The following is a 15,753-nucleotide window of genomic DNA, read 5'->3' on the forward strand; positions in this document are numbered from 1 at the left end:
TCCGCCGTGATCGACACCGAGGCGCTGCGGGCACAGCCCGAACTCACCGGCGAGAGCGTCGTGCTCACCCAGCTCGACGAGACCTACTTCGAGACCGCGTGGAAAGCTCTGCAGGAGCCCGAAACCACCCGGCTGACCGGGACGCACACCAAGTTCACGCCCGAGCAGATCCGGATCTGGCTGGCCGGGCGGACGGGGCTCGGCGACCGCGCGGACTACGCGATCGTGCGCAAGGCCGACCGCGTCCACGTCGGCGACCTCGCGCTCAACGACATCGACGAGGACAACCGCTCCGCGGCGTTTCGCATCGCCCTGAACGGGCCGGAGTTCTTCGGCAAGGGTTACGGCACCGAGGCGACCAGGCTGGTCTTGGACTACGCGTTCGACGTCGTCGGCCTGCACCGGGTCTCGCTGGAGGTCTTCGACTACAACCCGCGTGCGCAGCGTGCCTACGAGAAGGCCGGGTTCGTCCGTGAGGGGCTCCAGCGGGAAGCACTGTGGTGGGACGGCGAATGGCATGACGTCGTCACGATGGCGGTGCTGAAGACCGATCCCCGGCCCTGATCGGCGATACGGTGGGCGCATGCCCAAGAACGGTGAGCCGATCGAGGTCGAGGCAGGCGAGCGCAAGGTCCGGGTGTCCAGTCCGGACAAGGTGTACTTCCCGGCCCGCGGGATCACGAAGCGCCAGGTCGTGGAGCACTACGTCGCGGTCGGCGAGCCGTTGCTGCGCGCGATCGGGGAGCGGCCGACGACGCTGAAGCGCTACGTCGACGGCGTCGAGGGCGAGTGGTTCTACGCCAAGCGAGTGCCGAAGGGCGCCCCGGACTGGGTGGAGACCGCGAAGATCACCTTCCCGTCGGGCCGGACCGCCGAGGAGGTCTGCCCGACCGAGCCCGCCGTGTTCGCGTGGGCGGCGAACCTGGGCACCTTCGACTTCCACCCGTGGCCGGTGCGGCGGCCCGACGTCGACCACCCCGACGAACTCCGCATCGACGTCGACCCGCCGGACGAGGCGGGCTTCTCCGACGCGGTCGAGGTCGCGGGCGTGGTGCGCGAGGTCCTCGACGCGGCGGGCCTGACCGGCTACCCGAAGACCTCGGGCGGGCGCGGGGTGCACGTCCTGGTGCGGATCCGGCCGGACTGGGACTTCATCGACGTCCGGCACGCGGTGATCGCGCTGGGCCGCGAGGTCGAGCGCCGGATCCCGGACAAGGCGACCATCGCGTGGTGGAAGGAAGAACGCGGCGGCCGGGTCTTCATCGATTACAACCAGGCGGCCCGCGATCGCACGGTGGCGTCGTCCTGGTCGGTCCGCGGCACCCCGCGGGCGACGGTGTCGACGCCGCTGACCTGGGATCTGCTGACCGAGGTCGATCCGGACGACTTCGACGTCCTCACCGCGGGCGCCTTCTACGCCGAGCGTGGCGACCTGCACGCGCCCATGGACGAGCGGGCGTTCGGCATCGAGACGCTGCTGGAGTGGTACGCGCGGGACGAGCGCGACCACGGCCTCGGCGAGATGCCGTATCCGCCGGACTATCCGAAGATGCCGGGTGAGCCGAAACGCGTCCAGCCGAGCAAGGCGCGGGACGACACGTAGCACGCATCAAGTGACGACGCGTGCGGCGTCGGTGACGAATTCCCGTCTTTCCTTCGTTTTGCTCGCGGAGTGATTGCGCTTTCGTGTCGATCCAGAAACCGGTTACCGGTCCGTCGGGAACCGATACAAGACTGTGTGACGCGTGGGACTCAGTCGTAACGCCGGGCTTCCTGCCAGCGACGGTTCCCTCCGAACACTAGGCTGGGGGAGACGAAGGAGTACCCGTGGACGACCTGATCGCCTTTCTCGCCGCGCGTGTGGGGCAACGCCAGGCGTTGATCATGCAGGCGGTCAAGAAAACCGAGATCAACGAATCGCTCAATCGTGGTGAGACCAAGGTCGTCATCGAAAAGAAGATCCGCTCGCTCAACGACATCGAACTCGACGCGGTCAATCAGATGATCAACGAGATCGAGGCGACCCGGCGGCTCCTGCAGGCGCATCGCACCACGGTTTCGGAGAAGGTCCCGGGATTCCCCTTGTACGGCAACGAGTACTGGTGCGAGACCTGCCATGTGCCCGCCGACGAGGCCGGCACGAACTGGTGCCTGACCCTGCGGCTGCTGGCCCTGCCGCACGCCGACCACCCGGACTACAGCGAGCGCTGGCGCCCCTGAGCGGGGAATGCCCGCCCGGCCCGGCCGCGTTGACCCGAAGGTGATCACCCTTTCGGTACTGGACCGGTCCCCGACCCGCCGCGGCGGCGACGCGCCCCGCGCGTTGCGGGACACCGTCGCCTTCGCACGGGACATCGAAGCCCTGGGCTACCACCGGTTCTGGGTTTCCGAACACCACAGCGTGCCCGGGGTCGCCGGTTCGGCGCCCACCGTCCTGGCGGCGGCCGTCGCCTCGGCGACCGAGCGGATCCGGGTCGGCACCGGCGGCGTGATGCTGCCCAACCATCGGCCGCTCGTGGTCGCGGAGCAGTTCGGCGTGCTCGAATCGCTCTTCCCCGGCCGGATCGACATGGGGCTGGGGCGTTCGGTCGGGTTCACCGGCGGGGTCCGGCAGGCACTCGGGCACGAGAAGGACGATGCGGATCGTTTCGGTGAGCAGGTCCGCGAGCTGCTGGGCTTCCTCGCGGGCGATCAGACGACGTATCCGGGCGTGCACGCCATTCCCGCGGAGGGCCTGCGCGTGCCCGCGTTCCTGCTGGCCACCGGTGCCGGGGCGCGGCTGGCCGCGGAATTGGGGCTGCCGCTGGTGATCGCGCCCGTCCGGGGCGAGGGACCGCTGCTGGAGGCCATCGAGGGGTATCGCTCCGGGTTCCGCCCTTCCGCGCGGGCTTCCCGGCCGTATGTCGTGGTGTCCACGGCCATCGCGGTCGCCGAGACGGCCGAACGGGCCCGGCGGTTGCTGATCCCCGAAGCGTGGTCGACCGTCTACTCGCGCACGCACGGTGTCTTCCCGCCGTTGTCGCCGGTGGAGGAGATCCTCGCCGGGCCGATGTCGGACCGCGACCGGGACCGGCTGGACCGGGCGCTCGACGGTCAGCTCGCCGGCACCCCGGACGAGGTGGGCGACCGGCTGGCCGACCTCGTGGCCAAGACCGGTGCCGACGAGATCCTGGTGACCACCAGCACTTTCGACCAGGCGGAGCGGCTGGAGTCCTATCGCGCGCTGGCCGAGGTCGCCGGGCTGCAGAGTCTCGCCGCGGTGGCGTGACCTTTGCTAGGGTCACGCCCATGACTGCCGGGTCGGCCTCGTGCCGTGAGCGGACGGGTTCCCCGGCCGCCGCTTGATCTCCGCGCGGGCCCGCAGCCCGCCTCCGCGTAGGTGTCCTCATGTGGACCATGCGCGGAAAGGAGGTGAATCGCATGTCTCCCACCGAGAATTGGCGCGAGTTCGTCGTCGCGCACGCCGATGGCGGCGTCCTGGACGGAATCGTCACCCGAGTGTTCCCCTTCGGCGCGTTCGTCGAAGTGGCCCCCGGGATGGAGGGGCTGCTGCCGACCGTCGGCGGAACCGGCCCCTTCGCCGCGGGGGCGGCCGTCGCGGTGCGACTGGACAAACTGGACGTCCAGAACCGCCGGTTCAGTCTGACCCTGGCCTGAGCCCGGGTGGAAACCCTAGAGGCGCAAAAGGAGTTGGGTGAGCATGCGCTGGGCGGGGTCGTCCAGGTCGATCCCGGACACCTCGCCGGCGCGGCGCACCCGGTAGCGGACCGTGTTCGGATGGATGTTCAGCTCGCGTGCCGCGCGCCGGACGTCCCCGAACGCGTCGAGGTACGCGAGCACGGCGGGCACCAGGATGCCGCCGTGCTCGGCGTCGTGCGCGATCAGTCCGGTCAGCCGCGGATCGCGGATCCTCGGCTGCTCGCCGAGGAAGGCGAGTACCTCCGAGAGCAGGACTTCGGCGCGGACGTCGGCCAGCGAGGCGACGTCCGCGGTCTCGTGCCCGCGGGCCATCGTCGCCAGCACGCGGTCCGCGTCGCCGCGTGAGGCCGCCGCGTCCGAGAGCCGGGGCACGACACCGCCCAGCGCCGCGCGCACGCGGACGTCGAGATGCCGTTGCGCGGTACCGACGATTTCCTTGGCCAGCGCCAGGATTCGTGCTTCGGCGTGCTCGGGGAGGTCGGGGAGGAGCGCGTAGACCCGGCCGCCGATCACGCTCACCAGCGCGCTCCGCCGGTACGCGGCGGTGTGCACGGTGATCAGATGCACCAGCTCGGCGCGCCGCAGCTGCCGGTCGGTCGCGGCCCGGTCGCGTGGGAGCGAGAACGCCAGCACCATGGCGGGTTTCCCGGGATCCGCGCCGATGTCGTCGGCGACGGACTCGGCGTCGACGCGCCCGTCGAGCAGGCCCGCCAGCAGATCCTCGCGCAGCCGGAGCTCTGGGCTGGGCAGTGTGCGGTGGCGGATCAGCTGCGGTGCCAGCGCCCGGCTCGCGCCGAGCAGCGCGACCTCCGCGCTTTCGGTGAGCGGATGCGCGCCCTCCTGGACCCAGATCGTGCCCAGCGGCTGCGATCCGGCGTGGATCCCGGCCGCGATCCGCCGCCGGATGCCGAGATCGGGCCGCTCGTCGATGCGGACGATGCCTTCACCGGCGCGAAGCCGCTGGTAGACGCCCCATTCGCGCAGCATCGCGAGATACCGTTCCGGGCCCTCGCGGCCGAGGATCGAGAGCCGGCGCAGTTCGTCCACCTCGTCGCCCGCCCGCGAGTAGGCCAGCACGCGGCTCGCGGTGTCCTCGATGCTGACCAGGCCGCCGGTCAGCGTCGCGATGGTCTGCGCGAGCGAGAACAGATCGCCCAGCACCTCGCCGCTGTCCGCCTCGCCACCCGCGCGCGCCGCGTCGACCACGCCCCTGGCCAGGGCTTCGACCTGCTCCCAGCGCGCCTCGTGGCCGACCTCGATCAGCGCGATCCCCGCGTCGGCCGCGACGTTCACGACGGCCGAGCCGTTCTTGACCGCGACGGCGGCCGCGCCGGACCGCCCCGCCGCCCGGATCGCGCCGGAGGCCGAGCGCCCGCGAGCGCCGATCACCAGGACGAGGTCACCCGGATGGGCGTCGGGCGGATCCTCCGGATCGTGGATGACGACGTCCTCCACCTGCACGCCGAGCCCGCCGGGGGCCGCGAGCATCCTGACCAGCGGTTCCCCGAGCGTGGCGAGGACATGCCGGAGCGAGGCGCCTGTGGTCGTATCCGTGGTCAGATCATCACCGGATTAAGCCGATCGGACAAGATGGTCACCCCGATTCTAGCCAGTCGAACAAGCCGTGGCGAAGCCGTCCGGTCTACCGTTCGGGGTGAGACCTCTATCCGGCGAAGTGAAGTCAGGAGCAGTCAGTGGACGCCGTGACCCAGACCCCCGCCCCGAAGAACGAGCCGGTGCTGAACTACGCGCCGGGCAGCGCTGAGCGCGCTGAACTCGAGGGCGCGCTCAAGTTGCTGGGCAACGCCGACCCCATCGACATCACCGCGACGATCGGTGGTGAGCAGCGCAAGGGCGGCGGCGAGAAGATCGAGGTCGTCCAGCCGCACAACCACAAGGCGGTGCTGGGCGTCATCCACAGCGCGACCGCGCAGGACACCCACGACGCGATCGCCGCCGCCAAGGCCGCCGCTCCCGGCTGGCGCGCGCTGTCGTTCGACGACCGCGCCGCCATCATCCTGCGCGCCGCCGACCTGCTCGCCGGCCCGTGGCGCGCCAAGCTGAACGCCGCCACCATGCTCGGCCAGTCGAAGACCGCCTTCCAGGCCGAGATCGACTCCGCCTGCGAGCTCATCGACTTCTGGCGCTTCAACGTCGCGTTCGGCCGTCAGATCCTCGCCGAGCAGCCGGTCAGCTCGCCCGGCATCTGGAACCGGATGGAGCACCGCCCGCTCGAGGGCTTCGTGTACGCCATCACGCCGTTCAACTTCACCGCGATCTCCGGCAACCTGCCGACCGCGCCCGCGCTGATGGGCAACGTGGTGCTGTGGAAGCCGTCGCCGACGCAGAGCTACGCCGCGCACATGCTGATGCGGCTGCTCGAAGAGGCGGGCATGCCGCCGGGCGTCATCAACCTGCTCCCGGGTGACGGCAAGGCCGTCTCCGAGGTCGCCCTGACCCACCGCGACCTGGCCGGGATCCACTTCACCGGCTCCACCGCGACGTTCCAGCACCTGTGGGCCACCGTCGGCGCCAACATCTCCGGCTACCGCACGTACCCGCGCCTGGTCGGCGAGACCGGCGGCAAGGACTTCGTGCTCGCGCACGCCTCCGCCGACGTCGACGTCCTGCGCACCGCGCTGATCCGCGGCGCCTTCGAGTACCAGGGCCAGAAGTGCTCGGCCGCGTCCCGCGCCTACGTCCCGCGCTCCCTCTGGGCGAGCCTGAAGGACGAGCTGGTCTCCGAGACCGAGGCCATCACCTACGGCGACGTCAACGACCTGGACAACTTCGGTGGCGCCGTGATCGACCGCCGCGCCTTCGACAAGCACGCCGCCGTGCTGGCCAGCGCGGCCGAGGACGCCGAGATCGAGGTCATCGCCGGTGGCACCGCCGACGACAGCGTCGGCTACTTCGTGCGCCCGACGATCCTGGTGTCGGACAACCCGAACCACGAGATCTTCCGCACCGAGTACTTCGGCCCGATCCTCGCGCTGCACGTGTACGAGGACGAGGACTTCGACAAGGTGCTGAAGCTGGTCGACGAGACCGCCGACTACGCGCTCACCGGTGCGGTCATCGCGAACGACCGCACCGCCGTGGCGAAGGCGTCCGAGGCGCTGCGCTTCGCCGCCGGCAACTTCTACGTCAACGACAAGCCGACCGGTGCGGTCGTCGGCCAGCAGCCCTTCGGCGGCGGTCGCGCGTCCGGCACCAACGACAAGGCCGGTTCGGTGTTCAACCTGCTCCGCTGGACGAGCCCGCGCTCGGTCAAGGAGACCTTCGTCCCGCCCACCAGCGTCCGTTACCCCCACCAGGGCTGAGAACCAGGAGTTCGTGATGTTGCGTGCCCCGTTGCTCGCCGCCGCTCGATCCCAGCGGATGCGCAAGCTGGTCGAGGTCGTCCCCGCCACCCGATCGGTGGTCAGCCGGTTCGTCGCCGGCGCGAAGACGCCCGACGCCGCCCGGGTGGTCCGCGAACTGGCCGACGACGGCCTCCGGGTCACCCTCGACCACCTCGGCGAGGACACCACCGACGCCGAGCAGGCCGCGACGACCGTCCGCGCCTACGAGGAACTGCTGACCGCGCTGGCGGCCGACGGCCTCGCGTTCGGCGCGGACGTGTCGGTGAAGCTGTCCGCGGTGGGCCAGTTCCTGCCCGCCGACGGCGAGAAGGTCGCGCTGGAGAACGCCCGCAAGATCTGCGCGGCGGCCGAGGCGGTCGGTGCCACGGTGACCCTCGACATGGAGGACCACACCACCACCGACTCGACGCTGGGCATCCTCAAGGAGCTGCGCACCGAGTACCCGTGGGTCGGCGCGGTACTGCAGGCCTACCTGCGGCGCACCGAGCAGGACTGCCGCGACCTGGCGGTCGAGGGGTCCCGCGTCCGGCTGTGCAAGGGCGCGTACGCCGAACCCGAGGAGGTCGCGTTCCAGGACAAGTCCGAAGTGGACAAGTCCTACGTGCGCTGCCTGAAGATCCTCATGCAGGGCAAGGGTTACCCGATGGTCGCCTCGCACGACCCGAGGATGATCGCGATCGCCGAGAAGCTCGCGGCGGACGCGGGCCGCAAGGCGGACGACCACGAATTCCAGATGCTGTACGGGATCCGTCCCGAAGAGCAGCGCCGGATCGCGGGCGACGGCAAGACGATGCGCGTCTACGTCCCCTACGGCGACGAATGGTACGGCTATTTCATGCGCAGGCTGGCGGAACGCCCGGCGAACCTGGCGTTCTTCCTGCGCGGACTCGCCACCAGGGGCTGACCCGGTCCCGAGTGGCATTGTTCCGCTGAAGTACAAAGGGGCCCTGCCCGGCGAAATCCGCCGGGCAGGGCCCCTTCTTCATGCTCGTCAGGCCTCCTGGGCCTCTTCCTTGAGCTTGTCCATGTCGATGTCGCGCGCCTGCTGGATGAGGTCTTCGAGCGTCTTCTCCGGTAGCGCGCCCGGCTGGGCGTAGATCACCGTCTTGTCGCGGATGACCGCGAGCGTGGGGATCGAGCGCACGTCGAAGGCGGCGGCCAGCTGCTGCTCGGCCTCGGTGTCGACGCTCGCGAACACGATGTCGTCGTGGTTCTCCGACACCTTCTCGTAGGTCGGCGCGAACTGACGGCACGGCATGCACCAGCCCGCCCAGAAGTCGATGATGACGAAGTCGTTCTCGGACACGACCTGGTCGAAGTTGGCGGCGGTCAGCTCCACAGTGCTCATGCCCGGCGTAACGAATCGGGCGGTACGCGCATTCCCGCGAGTGCGCGTAGCGTCTCGGATGGAGCAACCCACGTTTCGCGGGAGGTGCGTATGGCCGACGGGGACATCCTCAGCCGGATTGACGAACTGGTCAGCGAGGAGCACGAGCTCCGTTCGCGGGCGATCGGCACCGGGCTCAGCTCGGACGACCGGTCCCGGCTCGCGAGTGTGGAGCAGCAGCTGGACCAGTGCTGGGACCTGCTGCGGCAGCGGCGGGCGCGGGTGGAGTTCGACGACGACCCGGATCAGGCCACGGCACGGCCGGTGTCCGAGGTGGAGTCGTATCGGCAGTAGCCCGGGCCCCGGCTGACGCCATGAAAGGTCCTTTCCTTGCAAAATTTGCAAGGAAAGGACCTTTCATGGCGCGCGAGTGAGGCGGGTGAGGTTGCGAAAGCGGCTTTCGCAACGCGCCCTGGGCCCAGCGACGCCATGCTCGGCGGAGCGCGGGATGCTCGCTGGAGTCGCACCAGAAGTGTCATGAAAGGGTCGTTCAGGACGAAAAACGTCCTGAACGACCCTTTCATGACACTTCACGACACGACGCGGGCGACGGGGCTCAGGCCGGGCACAGGGTCCCGTCGACGGGCACCTTCCCGTCGATCAGGAAGGCCCGCGTCGCGTCCGCGACGCACGGCGAGAGGCTCAGCGCGCCGTGCCCGGCCCCCTGCCAGGTGATCGTGACCGCGCTCGGCATCTGGTCGGCGGCCCGGCCGGTGCCCTGCTCCGGGGTGACCGGGTCGGTCGCCGTGCCCGCGACGAGCATCGGCGGCGCCCCCGGCGCGCCCGCGGGCGGGAGCGGTTCGCGGCGCACGGGCCACGGGCTGCACCAGGCCAGTTGCTGCGCGGCGAAGACGCCGAACTGCGGGTACTTGTCGCGCAGTGTCGTGGCCGCGCGCGTGAGCTCCTCGGCCGAGAGCCGCGTCGCGCTGTCGTTGCATTTGGTCGCGAGCGTGCCGTCCAGTCGCGAAGGCCGCGCCCGGGAGTCCTTCAGCACCGGTTCGGCGAACGCGGCCAGCGGGGTGACGTCGCCGGTCTGCGCGGTCTTGAGCGCTTCGGCGAGTTCCACCCAGCGCGAGCGCTGCGCGAGCCCGGAGTAGATGGCGTACAGCGCGATCCCCGGGGTGATCTCCGCGCCGTCGGTGGTCGTCGCGGAGGCGGAACGGAGCCGGTCCGCGACGGCGGTCACGGCGGAGCGGGCGTCGCCGATCGGGCAGCCCCTCGCGATGCAGTCGGCGCCGAAGGCGTCGAGGGTGGCCTGCGCGCTCGCGGCGACCGATTCCTGCACGGCCGTCGCGTCGGGGGCGGGGTCGGGCAGCCCGTCGAGCATCACCCGGCCGACCTGGGCCGGGTAGCGCACGGCGTACTCGGCGAGGACCTTCGAACCGTCGCCGCGGCCCAGCGCGTGCAGCTTGTCCATGCCCAGTTGTTCACGGAGTTCTTCGAGGTCGCCCGCGGCCCGCCAGCTGTCCATCGCGACCTGCGAGTCGTCCAGTTCGATGGCGCACTGCTGGCCCGCCTTGCGCGCCGCGTCGACGACGCTTTCGAGGTCGGCGGCCGCCGGGTCGCCGCCCAGCAGTTCGGTGCGGATCTCCGCCGGGATGCACTGCACCGGCGCGGACGATCCGGTCCCGCGCCGGTCCACCCCGATCAGGGAGAACTTCTGCAGGAACTCGGGCGGCAGCGTCGCGGCCAGCCGCGCGGCGTACAGCGAACCCGGATCACCGTCGACGTCGTTGACCACGACGAGCGGGATCGGCCCGCCGCCGGTCTTGACCACCGACAGCCGCGAGAGCCCGCGGCCGGGCAGATCCGGCGCGTCGAGCGTGGTGGCCACCCTGGCGCAGGAGAACTTCAGCGTGTCCGGCACGGACGGCTGACCCAGCCGCTGCCGGGTCGCCTCGTCGCAGTCCTCCCATTTGATCGACGGCGACCGGGGTTCGGCCAGCGGCGGCAGCGGCACCTGCTGCGCCGCCGTCTGGCCGCCGGGATCCGGCTTTCCGTCGTTGTCGATCACCGCGGGCCGGACCGACGGGCCGGCGGTGCAGCCCGCGAGCACGGCCGCCACCACGGTGGTCGTCAGGATCAGCCGTGGCGTGCGGCGGGCGGTGCTCACGGGCTGGTCCTCACTTCCAAGGCATGACAAAAGCTCGGGACAGAGCTTCGCAGGTCGGATGTCAGGACACGGTTAGCGGGTGCGTTTCACTTCGCCGCGGAAGACCGCGTCCAGGTCGTAGCGGGCCACCTCGTCGAGCTGGGCGTAGGTGCAGGAGTCCGGCTCGCGGTCGGGGCGCCAGCGTTTGAACTGGGCGGTGTGGCGGAACCGCGACGGATATCCGCCTTCCGTGTGTTCGTAGCCGACCTCGACCACCTTCTCCAGCTTCAGCGGCACCCACGGGGCTTCCTTGGCCTTCCATCGGGTGATCCCGCCGGGGATCCGCTGGTGCTCCCGCACGTTGTCACCCAGCCAGGGGTGATCGGCCCCGTCGGTGATCAGCGGCGCCAGCTCCTCGGCCAGTTCACGCCGCCGGGTGACCGGGAACGAGCCGACGACACCGGGATGGTGCAGCACGCCGTTCTCGTCGTAGAGCCCGAGCAGGAACGAGCCGACCAGCTCGCCCGGTTCGCCGTCGACGTGCCACCGCAGCCCCGCGAGCACGCAGTCGGCGGTGCGCGAATGCTTGTACTTCAGCAGCACCCGTTTGCCGGGCGTGTAGGGCTCGTCGAGCGGTTTGCCGATGACGCCGTCGAGCCCGGCGCCCTCGAACAGCTCGAACCAGTGCCGCGCGACCGCCGGATCCGCGGTGGCCGGGGTCAGGTGGATGCCGTCGGAGGCCAGTTTCTCCAGCCGTTCGCGCCGCTTCGACGTGGGTTCGTCCAGAAAGGACTCGTCGCCGAGCGCCAGCAGGTCGAACGCGACGAACTCCGCCGGGGTCTGCTCCGCCAGCAGCTTGATGCGGCTTTCGGCAGGGTGGACCCGGTCGGTGAGCGCGTCGAAGTCCAGCTTCCCGCCCCGGGCGACCACCAGTTCGCCGTCCAGCACGATCCGCTCGGGCAGCGTCGCCTTCAAGCGCTCGACGACCTCGGGGAAGTACCGGTTGAGCGGCTTCTCCGACCGCGACTGCAGGGTCAGCTCGTCGCCGTCGCGGAACACCAGGCAGCGGTAGCCGTCCCATTTGGGCTCGAACAGCAGCCCGCCGGAGTCGGGGATCGCCTTCGCCGGTTTGGCGAGCATCGGTTTGACCGGCGGCGTCAAGGGAAGCGACATGACGGCCATTCTTGCCGCACCGGCGCGGTCAGCGCACCCGTTGCGGTGCCGTCGTGTCGAGTTCGATCCGGACGGCGGTCGGCAGGACGTCCACCCCGAGCGATTCCCGCGCCCGGGCCAGCACGGTGTGGTCGAGCTGCTCCCAGACCCGTTTCAGGTCGGTGCCCTCGACGAGCCAGAGCGTGATGCGCAGCGCCGGGTTCTCCTTGTCGCCGACCGCGCGGACCCGGGCGCGTCCGACGCCGTCGACCGTTTCGGCGTCGAGGCGGACGGCCTCGGAGATGGCCGAGGAGGTCACCACGAGATCGTCGCCGAGTTCGAGGTCCGGGCGGCCTTCCGGGCGCAGTGACCGGAAGAACCACCACAGGCCCAGCCACAGCAGGACCACGCCGAGCACGAGCGCGCCGACGCGGGCGGCGAGCGCGTGCCCCGACAGCCAATCGAGGGCGATCGGGTCCACGAGCGGCCGGCCCGCGCGGTACGTGCCGAGCCAGCCCGCGCCGACCACCAGCGCCGCGGCCCCGCCGAGCAGCGCGAGGAGTCCGATGAGGACGGTCAGCGTCCGTTCCGTGCCGGTGGACCGGCCGAGTGCCTTGGCGGAGACCGAACGGGTCATCGGCGGTCCTTCGGGGAGTCGACGACGACCGACACCTTCGGCCGCCGTGCCAGCGGGACGTCGTCGAGCAGACCGGACACCGTCTCCAGCAGCCGCGGCCGCAGCTCGCCTTCGGTTTCCAGCCTGCTCGTCGCGCGGACGCGGATCTTCTTGGCGGTGGCCGTGACCTTCGCGCCCGCGACGTTCTCCTGCGCGCGCACGGTCACCCCGACCAGCCTGGCCAGCGAACGCGGCGATGTGGTCACGCTGACCTCGTTCGCCGGATCGGTCAGCCGGATGGCGCGCCGCCCGGCCGAGGCGGCCGCCAGGATCAGCAGCAGCCCGGCGACCGCGACGGCGATGGAGAGATACCGGACTTCGGCGGTGTTCCAGGACAGTTCCGCGAGCCTGTCGCGCCAGTCGTCCCACGGGACGAACAGCGGCCCGCGTCCCGGCCGCCACCAGCCCCAGCCGACCTCCAGCGCCAGCAGGACCCCGGCGGCGGCCAGTGCCAGCCCGAGCAGGGCCGACAGCAGGCGGACGATCAAACGCATGCGGGTGCTCCTTCTAGCGGACGCGGGGCGCGATGTCGGGCAGGAGCGCGGAGACCGTCACCGAGATGTCCCGCACCTGGTACGAGGTGATCCGTTCGACCTCCTCGGTGACCTTGGCGCGCAGGTCGCCGACGATCCGCCGCACCGGCGCCGGGTAGTTCAGCGCGACGTCGAGCACGAGATCGACGTCGTTGCCCTCGCCGCCGACCTTCGCGCTCGCGCCGTGTGTCCCCAGCCCGAGCCCGGCGATCCGCCGCTCGGCACGCGTGGTCCCGTCGACCTGGTCCGCGGCGTGCTGCGCGATCTTGCGGACCACGGACGGCGCGATGGTGAGGGTGCCGCGGTCCTCGGGTTCGGCCGGGAGGGTCATTTGTCGCGGCCCCGGCCGAACAGGTCGCCGAGGTCGAGTTCGCCGTCGAGCACGCGGCCGAGGACGAGGCCGATGACGCCGACGGCCAGCGTCACCAGGAAGGCGGTGAAGCCCTGGGTCGCGGCGAGGCCGAGGATGAGGCCGGCGAGCAGGCCGGTCTGGGTCCCGTTCATCACTCCACCCGCGAGGTCTCGGTCTCGCCGCCGTTCTCGTCCGGCAGGTGGATGTCGTTGACCGCGATGTTGACCTCGATCACCTCGAGGCCGGTGATCTGCTCGACCTGGCCGATCACGTTGCGGCGCACCGCGCGCGCGACGTCGACGATGCGGGCGCCGTATTCGACGACCACGTCGAGGTCGATCGCGGCCTGCTTCTCGCCGACCTCGACCGAGACACCGGACGTGGTGACGGTGCCGGAGCCGGGGATGCGCTCGCGGATCGCGCCGAAGGCCCGCGAGACGCCGCCGCCCAGCGCGTGGATCCCGGTCACCTCGCGGGTGGCGAGCCCGGCCACCTTCTGCACCACCACCGACGAGATCGTGGTCTTGCCGGCGGCTCCTTCCTCGTTGAGGGACGACCCCGACCCAGCCCCCACCGAGGGGGTGTCGGGCTTGCTCGCGCTCGGCTGCGCCATGAAGTTCGCTCCTTCTCGGCCTGTGCCGCGCGACCTGCGCGCGCGGCGGTCCCTACGGTCTCACCGAGCAGGACACACGCGCATGCCGAGCCGTCACGGTTCATCCCCCGGATGGAGTAATCAATTCCGGGACATCAGTCCGGGTGGACGTCGACTACGTGGACGTTGATCGTGGGCGGGGCCGAACCGAGCTGCCCGGACAGCGCCGTGCTGACCCGGTGCCGCAGCAGCTCCGCCACGGCCGCCTCGACGCCGAACCGGATCGTCACCAGCACCTGGAGCACGTCCTCTTCGAGCGCGACGGCCGAGACGTGGACCCCGCCGAGCTCGCGGCCGATCTCGGCGGCGAGGTTCCTGGTCATCAGCACCAGTGCCCGCTCCGACACCTGGGTCTTCCCGCCCGAGGACGGCAGATCGAGCGGGGTGGTGGTGTGCCCGCCGCGGACGCCGCTGACCGAGCGGAGCACCCGTTCGACGAGTCCCGGCGGCGTCGGTACCGGACGGCTCGCGGCGGCGCGTACCTGCTGCCACCGGGGGTCGTCGCGCGGATCCTCGCTCATCACCGTTCCCCGGGTCGGAAGTTGTCGCCGAGTTTCGCCAGCAGCGCCACCCGCGCGCGGTGCAGGCGGGCGCGCAGGGCGGGCACGCTGACTTCCAGCACCTCGGCCACCTCGTCGTAGGTCAACCCTTCGAATTCTCGCAGAATCAGCGGGATCCGCTGGCCGACGTCGAGTTCGGCGATCGCGCGCAGCACCGTGCCGACCTGTTCGGCGCTCACCACGTACCCCTCCGGACCAGGCACGACACCCGCGTCGCCCTCGTCGAGCGGCACCGTCGGTTTCCGCCGGCGGACCACGCCGAGCGCGCCGTTCGTCGTCACCCGGTAGAGCCAGGTCGACACCGCGGATTCGAACCGGAAGCCGGGCAGCGAGCGCCACGCGGAGAGCCAGGCCTCCTGGACGACGTCCTCGGCCTCCGACGAACTGCCGGTGATCCGCAGCGCCACCCGGTACATCCTGGCCGTGTGCCGCCGGACCAGGATGTCGAAGGCACCGTGGTCCCCGGCGGCGGCCCGGGCCGCCAGCTCCTCGTCCGGAACCGGCGCGGCCTCGCTCACCCGCCCTCCCGGCGGCGGTAGCGCAGCATGGTGAAACCGTCTTCGAAGAGCACGGACGCGAGGTCCATCCGCCGTGGTTCCGGGGACGGGCGGCCGTCGGCGATCCGGCGTTCGCCCGCGCCGGCCAGCAGCGGGGCGACGGTCAGGCACAGCTGGTCGACGAGGTCGGCCGCGATCAGGTCGGCGAACAGCGCCGGCCCGCCCTCGCAATCGATCCGGCGCAGCCCGCGTTCGTCCAGCAGCGCGAGCGCGCGGTGCAGGTCGACGTCTTCGGCCCCCGCGACGAGCACCTCGGCGCCCGCGCGCTCCAGCGCAGTCCGGGACGCCTTCTCGGTGGTGATGACGATCGGCGGGACCTTGGTGTCGGTGAACAACGGGCCTTCGGGGTCGAGTTCACCGGAACGGGTCACCACCGCGATCGGCGGCACCTCGGACAGCCCGAGCGCGACGCGGCGGGCGGCGCGTTCGGGATTGACCCTCGCGCCGCGGTAACCCTCGGCGCGCGCCGTGCCGGCGCCGACCAGGATCACGTCGGAAAGCAGCCGCCCCATCAGGAAGATCCGCTTGTCGGCGGGGGAGGACAGCCCCTCGGACAGCTCGTCGACCGCCACCGCGCCGTCCGCGGAGCTGACGAAGTTGACCTGGACCCAGGGCCGGGTCAGGCCTTCCGGATACCCGTAGAGCCGTTCGAGGTCTCCGTCGGAGACGGGTTCCGCCGGTGTCGTTGGCCACAAAAGCTGCACACCGCCATCCCAGCACGCGCCCGA

General features: G+C 71.0%; 20 protein-coding genes. 8 read left to right on the plus strand and 12 right to left on the minus strand.

Features of this window, described 5'->3' with window-relative positions; all coding sequences use genetic code 11:
• Positions 1-6 precede the first annotated feature (6 nt).
• The 5 genes from AORI_RS54200 (at position 7) to AORI_RS54220 (ending at position 3,657) form a co-directional block, all read left to right on the plus strand.
• Positions 7-564 (plus strand): GNAT family N-acetyltransferase, encoded by a 558-nt coding sequence (locus AORI_RS54200; protein WP_051552939.1) that lies wholly within the window; start codon positions 7-9, stop codon positions 562-564.
• A gap of 19 nt (positions 565-583) precedes the next feature.
• Positions 584-1,603: a DNA polymerase domain-containing protein gene (locus AORI_RS54205; RefSeq protein ID WP_016333006.1), complete on the plus strand. Its 1,020-nt coding sequence runs from the start codon at positions 584-586 to the stop codon at positions 1,601-1,603.
• Positions 1,604-1,827: 224 nt separating this feature from the next.
• Positions 1,828-2,220, plus strand: a complete 393-nt coding sequence (locus tag AORI_RS54210; RefSeq protein WP_016333007.1) for a DUF6221 family protein — start codon at positions 1,828-1,830, stop codon at positions 2,218-2,220.
• Between the two features lie 7 nt (positions 2,221-2,227).
• Positions 2,228-3,268: an LLM class flavin-dependent oxidoreductase gene (locus AORI_RS54215; protein WP_016333008.1), complete on the plus strand. Its 1,041-nt coding sequence runs from the start codon at positions 2,228-2,230 to the stop codon at positions 3,266-3,268.
• Positions 3,269-3,420: 152 nt separating this feature from the next.
• Entirely contained in the window at positions 3,421-3,657 is a 237-nt protein-coding gene (locus tag AORI_RS54220; RefSeq protein WP_043848717.1) for a S1 RNA-binding domain-containing protein, read from the plus strand.
• Between the two features lie 15 nt (positions 3,658-3,672).
• Here the strand turns inward: AORI_RS54220 and AORI_RS54225 are convergent, their stop codons facing one another.
• The gene (locus AORI_RS54225; protein ID WP_016333010.1) at positions 3,673-5,187 is read right to left on the minus strand and encodes a PucR family transcriptional regulator; all 1,515 of its coding nucleotides are present in this window, start codon (positions 5,185-5,187) and stop codon (positions 3,673-3,675) included.
• Positions 5,188-5,393: 206 nt separating this feature from the next.
• Between AORI_RS54225 and pruA the strand changes: the two genes are divergently transcribed.
• Entirely contained in the window at positions 5,394-7,022 is a 1,629-nt protein-coding gene (gene pruA, locus AORI_RS54230; protein WP_016333011.1) for an L-glutamate gamma-semialdehyde dehydrogenase, read from the plus strand.
• 16 nt (positions 7,023-7,038) lie between these two features.
• On the plus strand, positions 7,039-7,968 hold the full coding sequence (locus AORI_RS54235) for a proline dehydrogenase family protein (RefSeq protein WP_016333012.1): 930 nt from the start codon (positions 7,039-7,041) through the stop codon (positions 7,966-7,968).
• Between the two features lie 87 nt (positions 7,969-8,055).
• Here AORI_RS54235 and trxA read toward each other — a convergent pair whose 3' ends face one another.
• Complete coding sequence (gene trxA / locus AORI_RS54240; RefSeq protein WP_007033511.1) at positions 8,056-8,412, minus strand: thioredoxin; 357 nt, start codon at positions 8,410-8,412, stop codon at positions 8,056-8,058.
• 90 nt (positions 8,413-8,502) lie between these two features.
• Between trxA and AORI_RS54245 the strand changes: the two genes are divergently transcribed.
• Positions 8,503-8,745 (plus strand): DUF2630 family protein, encoded by a 243-nt coding sequence (locus tag AORI_RS54245; protein WP_016333014.1) that lies wholly within the window; start codon positions 8,503-8,505, stop codon positions 8,743-8,745.
• A 262-nt stretch (positions 8,746-9,007) separates the two neighbouring features.
• Here the strand turns inward: AORI_RS54245 and AORI_RS54250 are convergent, their stop codons facing one another.
• The 10 genes from AORI_RS54250 to AORI_RS54295 all read right to left on the minus strand — a co-directional run bounded on the left by AORI_RS54250 (position 9,008) and on the right by AORI_RS54295 (position 15,729).
• Positions 9,008-10,564 carry an alpha/beta hydrolase gene (locus tag AORI_RS54250; protein WP_016333015.1) on the minus strand — a complete coding sequence of 519 codons (1,557 nt, stop codon included), beginning with the start codon at positions 10,562-10,564 and terminating at the stop codon, positions 9,008-9,010.
• 72 nt (positions 10,565-10,636) lie between these two features.
• On the minus strand, positions 10,637-11,716 hold the full coding sequence (locus tag AORI_RS54255; protein ID WP_043848718.1) for an ATP-dependent DNA ligase: 1,080 nt from the start codon (positions 11,714-11,716) through the stop codon (positions 10,637-10,639).
• A 28-nt stretch (positions 11,717-11,744) separates the two neighbouring features.
• Complete coding sequence (locus AORI_RS54260) at positions 11,745-12,332, minus strand: Asp23/Gls24 family envelope stress response protein (RefSeq protein WP_016333017.1); 588 nt, start codon at positions 12,330-12,332, stop codon at positions 11,745-11,747.
• Positions 12,329-12,865 carry a DUF6286 domain-containing protein gene (locus tag AORI_RS54265; RefSeq protein ID WP_016333018.1) on the minus strand — a complete coding sequence of 179 codons (537 nt, stop codon included), beginning with the start codon at positions 12,863-12,865 and terminating at the stop codon, positions 12,329-12,331. Before AORI_RS54265 ends, AORI_RS54260 begins: the two co-directional genes overlap by 4 nt.
• Positions 12,866-12,878: 13 nt before the next feature.
• Complete coding sequence (locus AORI_RS54270; protein ID WP_016333019.1) at positions 12,879-13,235, minus strand: Asp23/Gls24 family envelope stress response protein; 357 nt, start codon at positions 13,233-13,235, stop codon at positions 12,879-12,881.
• Complete coding sequence (locus tag AORI_RS83870) at positions 13,232-13,408, minus strand: hypothetical protein (RefSeq protein ID WP_005157087.1); 177 nt, start codon at positions 13,406-13,408, stop codon at positions 13,232-13,234. The genes AORI_RS54270 and AORI_RS83870 overlap by 4 nt, the downstream gene beginning before the upstream one ends.
• Positions 13,408-13,869, minus strand: coding sequence for an Asp23/Gls24 family envelope stress response protein (locus AORI_RS54280; protein ID WP_016333020.1), 462 nt, complete (start codon positions 13,867-13,869; stop codon positions 13,408-13,410). Before AORI_RS54280 ends, AORI_RS83870 begins: the two co-directional genes overlap by 1 nt.
• Positions 13,870-14,003: 134 nt before the next feature.
• A complete protein-coding gene (locus AORI_RS54285) occupies positions 14,004-14,429 on the minus strand; it encodes an Asp23/Gls24 family envelope stress response protein (protein ID WP_016333021.1) in 426 nt (141 codons plus the stop codon).
• Positions 14,429-14,986 carry an RNA polymerase sigma factor gene (locus AORI_RS54290; protein WP_016333022.1) on the minus strand — a complete coding sequence of 186 codons (558 nt, stop codon included), beginning with the start codon at positions 14,984-14,986 and terminating at the stop codon, positions 14,429-14,431. Before AORI_RS54290 ends, AORI_RS54285 begins: the two co-directional genes overlap by 1 nt.
• Positions 14,983-15,729 carry a pyrimidine reductase family protein gene (locus AORI_RS54295; protein WP_016333023.1) on the minus strand — a complete coding sequence of 249 codons (747 nt, stop codon included), beginning with the start codon at positions 15,727-15,729 and terminating at the stop codon, positions 14,983-14,985. Before AORI_RS54295 ends, AORI_RS54290 begins: the two co-directional genes overlap by 4 nt.
• Between the last annotated feature and the right edge of the window lie 24 nt (positions 15,730-15,753).

This window comes from Amycolatopsis keratiniphila, from assembly GCF_000400635.2.
Classification (GTDB): domain Bacteria; phylum Actinomycetota; class Actinomycetes; order Mycobacteriales; family Pseudonocardiaceae; genus Amycolatopsis; species Amycolatopsis keratiniphila.

Excerpts from the sequence above, each read along its gene's own strand:
- AORI_RS54235 (WP_016333012.1), top strand. The coding sequence starts at position 7,039 with ATGTTGCGTGCCCCGTTGCTCGCCGCCGCTCGATCCCAGCGGATGCGC.
- AORI_RS54285 (WP_016333021.1), bottom strand. The coding sequence starts at position 14,429 with ATGAGCGAGGATCCGCGCGACGACCCCCGGTGGCAGCAGGTACGCGCC.
- AORI_RS54220 (WP_043848717.1), top strand. The coding sequence starts at position 3,421 with ATGTCTCCCACCGAGAATTGGCGCGAGTTCGTCGTCGCGCACGCCGAT.
- AORI_RS54245 (WP_016333014.1), top strand. The coding sequence starts at position 8,503 with ATGGCCGACGGGGACATCCTCAGCCGGATTGACGAACTGGTCAGCGAG.
- AORI_RS54205 (WP_016333006.1), top strand. The coding sequence starts at position 584 with ATGCCCAAGAACGGTGAGCCGATCGAGGTCGAGGCAGGCGAGCGCAAG.
- trxA (WP_007033511.1), bottom strand. The coding sequence starts at position 8,412 with ATGAGCACTGTGGAGCTGACCGCCGCCAACTTCGACCAGGTCGTGTCC.
- AORI_RS54225 (WP_016333010.1), bottom strand. The coding sequence starts at position 5,187 with ATGCTCGCGGCCCCCGGCGGGCTCGGCGTGCAGGTGGAGGACGTCGTC.
- AORI_RS54270 (WP_016333019.1), bottom strand. The coding sequence starts at position 13,235 with ATGACCCTCCCGGCCGAACCCGAGGACCGCGGCACCCTCACCATCGCG.
- AORI_RS54265 (WP_016333018.1), bottom strand. The coding sequence starts at position 12,865 with ATGCGTTTGATCGTCCGCCTGCTGTCGGCCCTGCTCGGGCTGGCACTG.
- AORI_RS54280 (WP_016333020.1), bottom strand. The coding sequence starts at position 13,869 with ATGGCGCAGCCGAGCGCGAGCAAGCCCGACACCCCCTCGGTGGGGGCT.
- AORI_RS54255 (WP_043848718.1), bottom strand. The coding sequence starts at position 11,716 with ATGTCGCTTCCCTTGACGCCGCCGGTCAAACCGATGCTCGCCAAACCG.
- AORI_RS83870 (WP_005157087.1), bottom strand. The coding sequence starts at position 13,408 with ATGAACGGGACCCAGACCGGCCTGCTCGCCGGCCTCATCCTCGGCCTC.
- AORI_RS54215 (WP_016333008.1), top strand. The coding sequence starts at position 2,228 with ATGCCCGCCCGGCCCGGCCGCGTTGACCCGAAGGTGATCACCCTTTCG.
- AORI_RS54260 (WP_016333017.1), bottom strand. The coding sequence starts at position 12,332 with ATGACCCGTTCGGTCTCCGCCAAGGCACTCGGCCGGTCCACCGGCACG.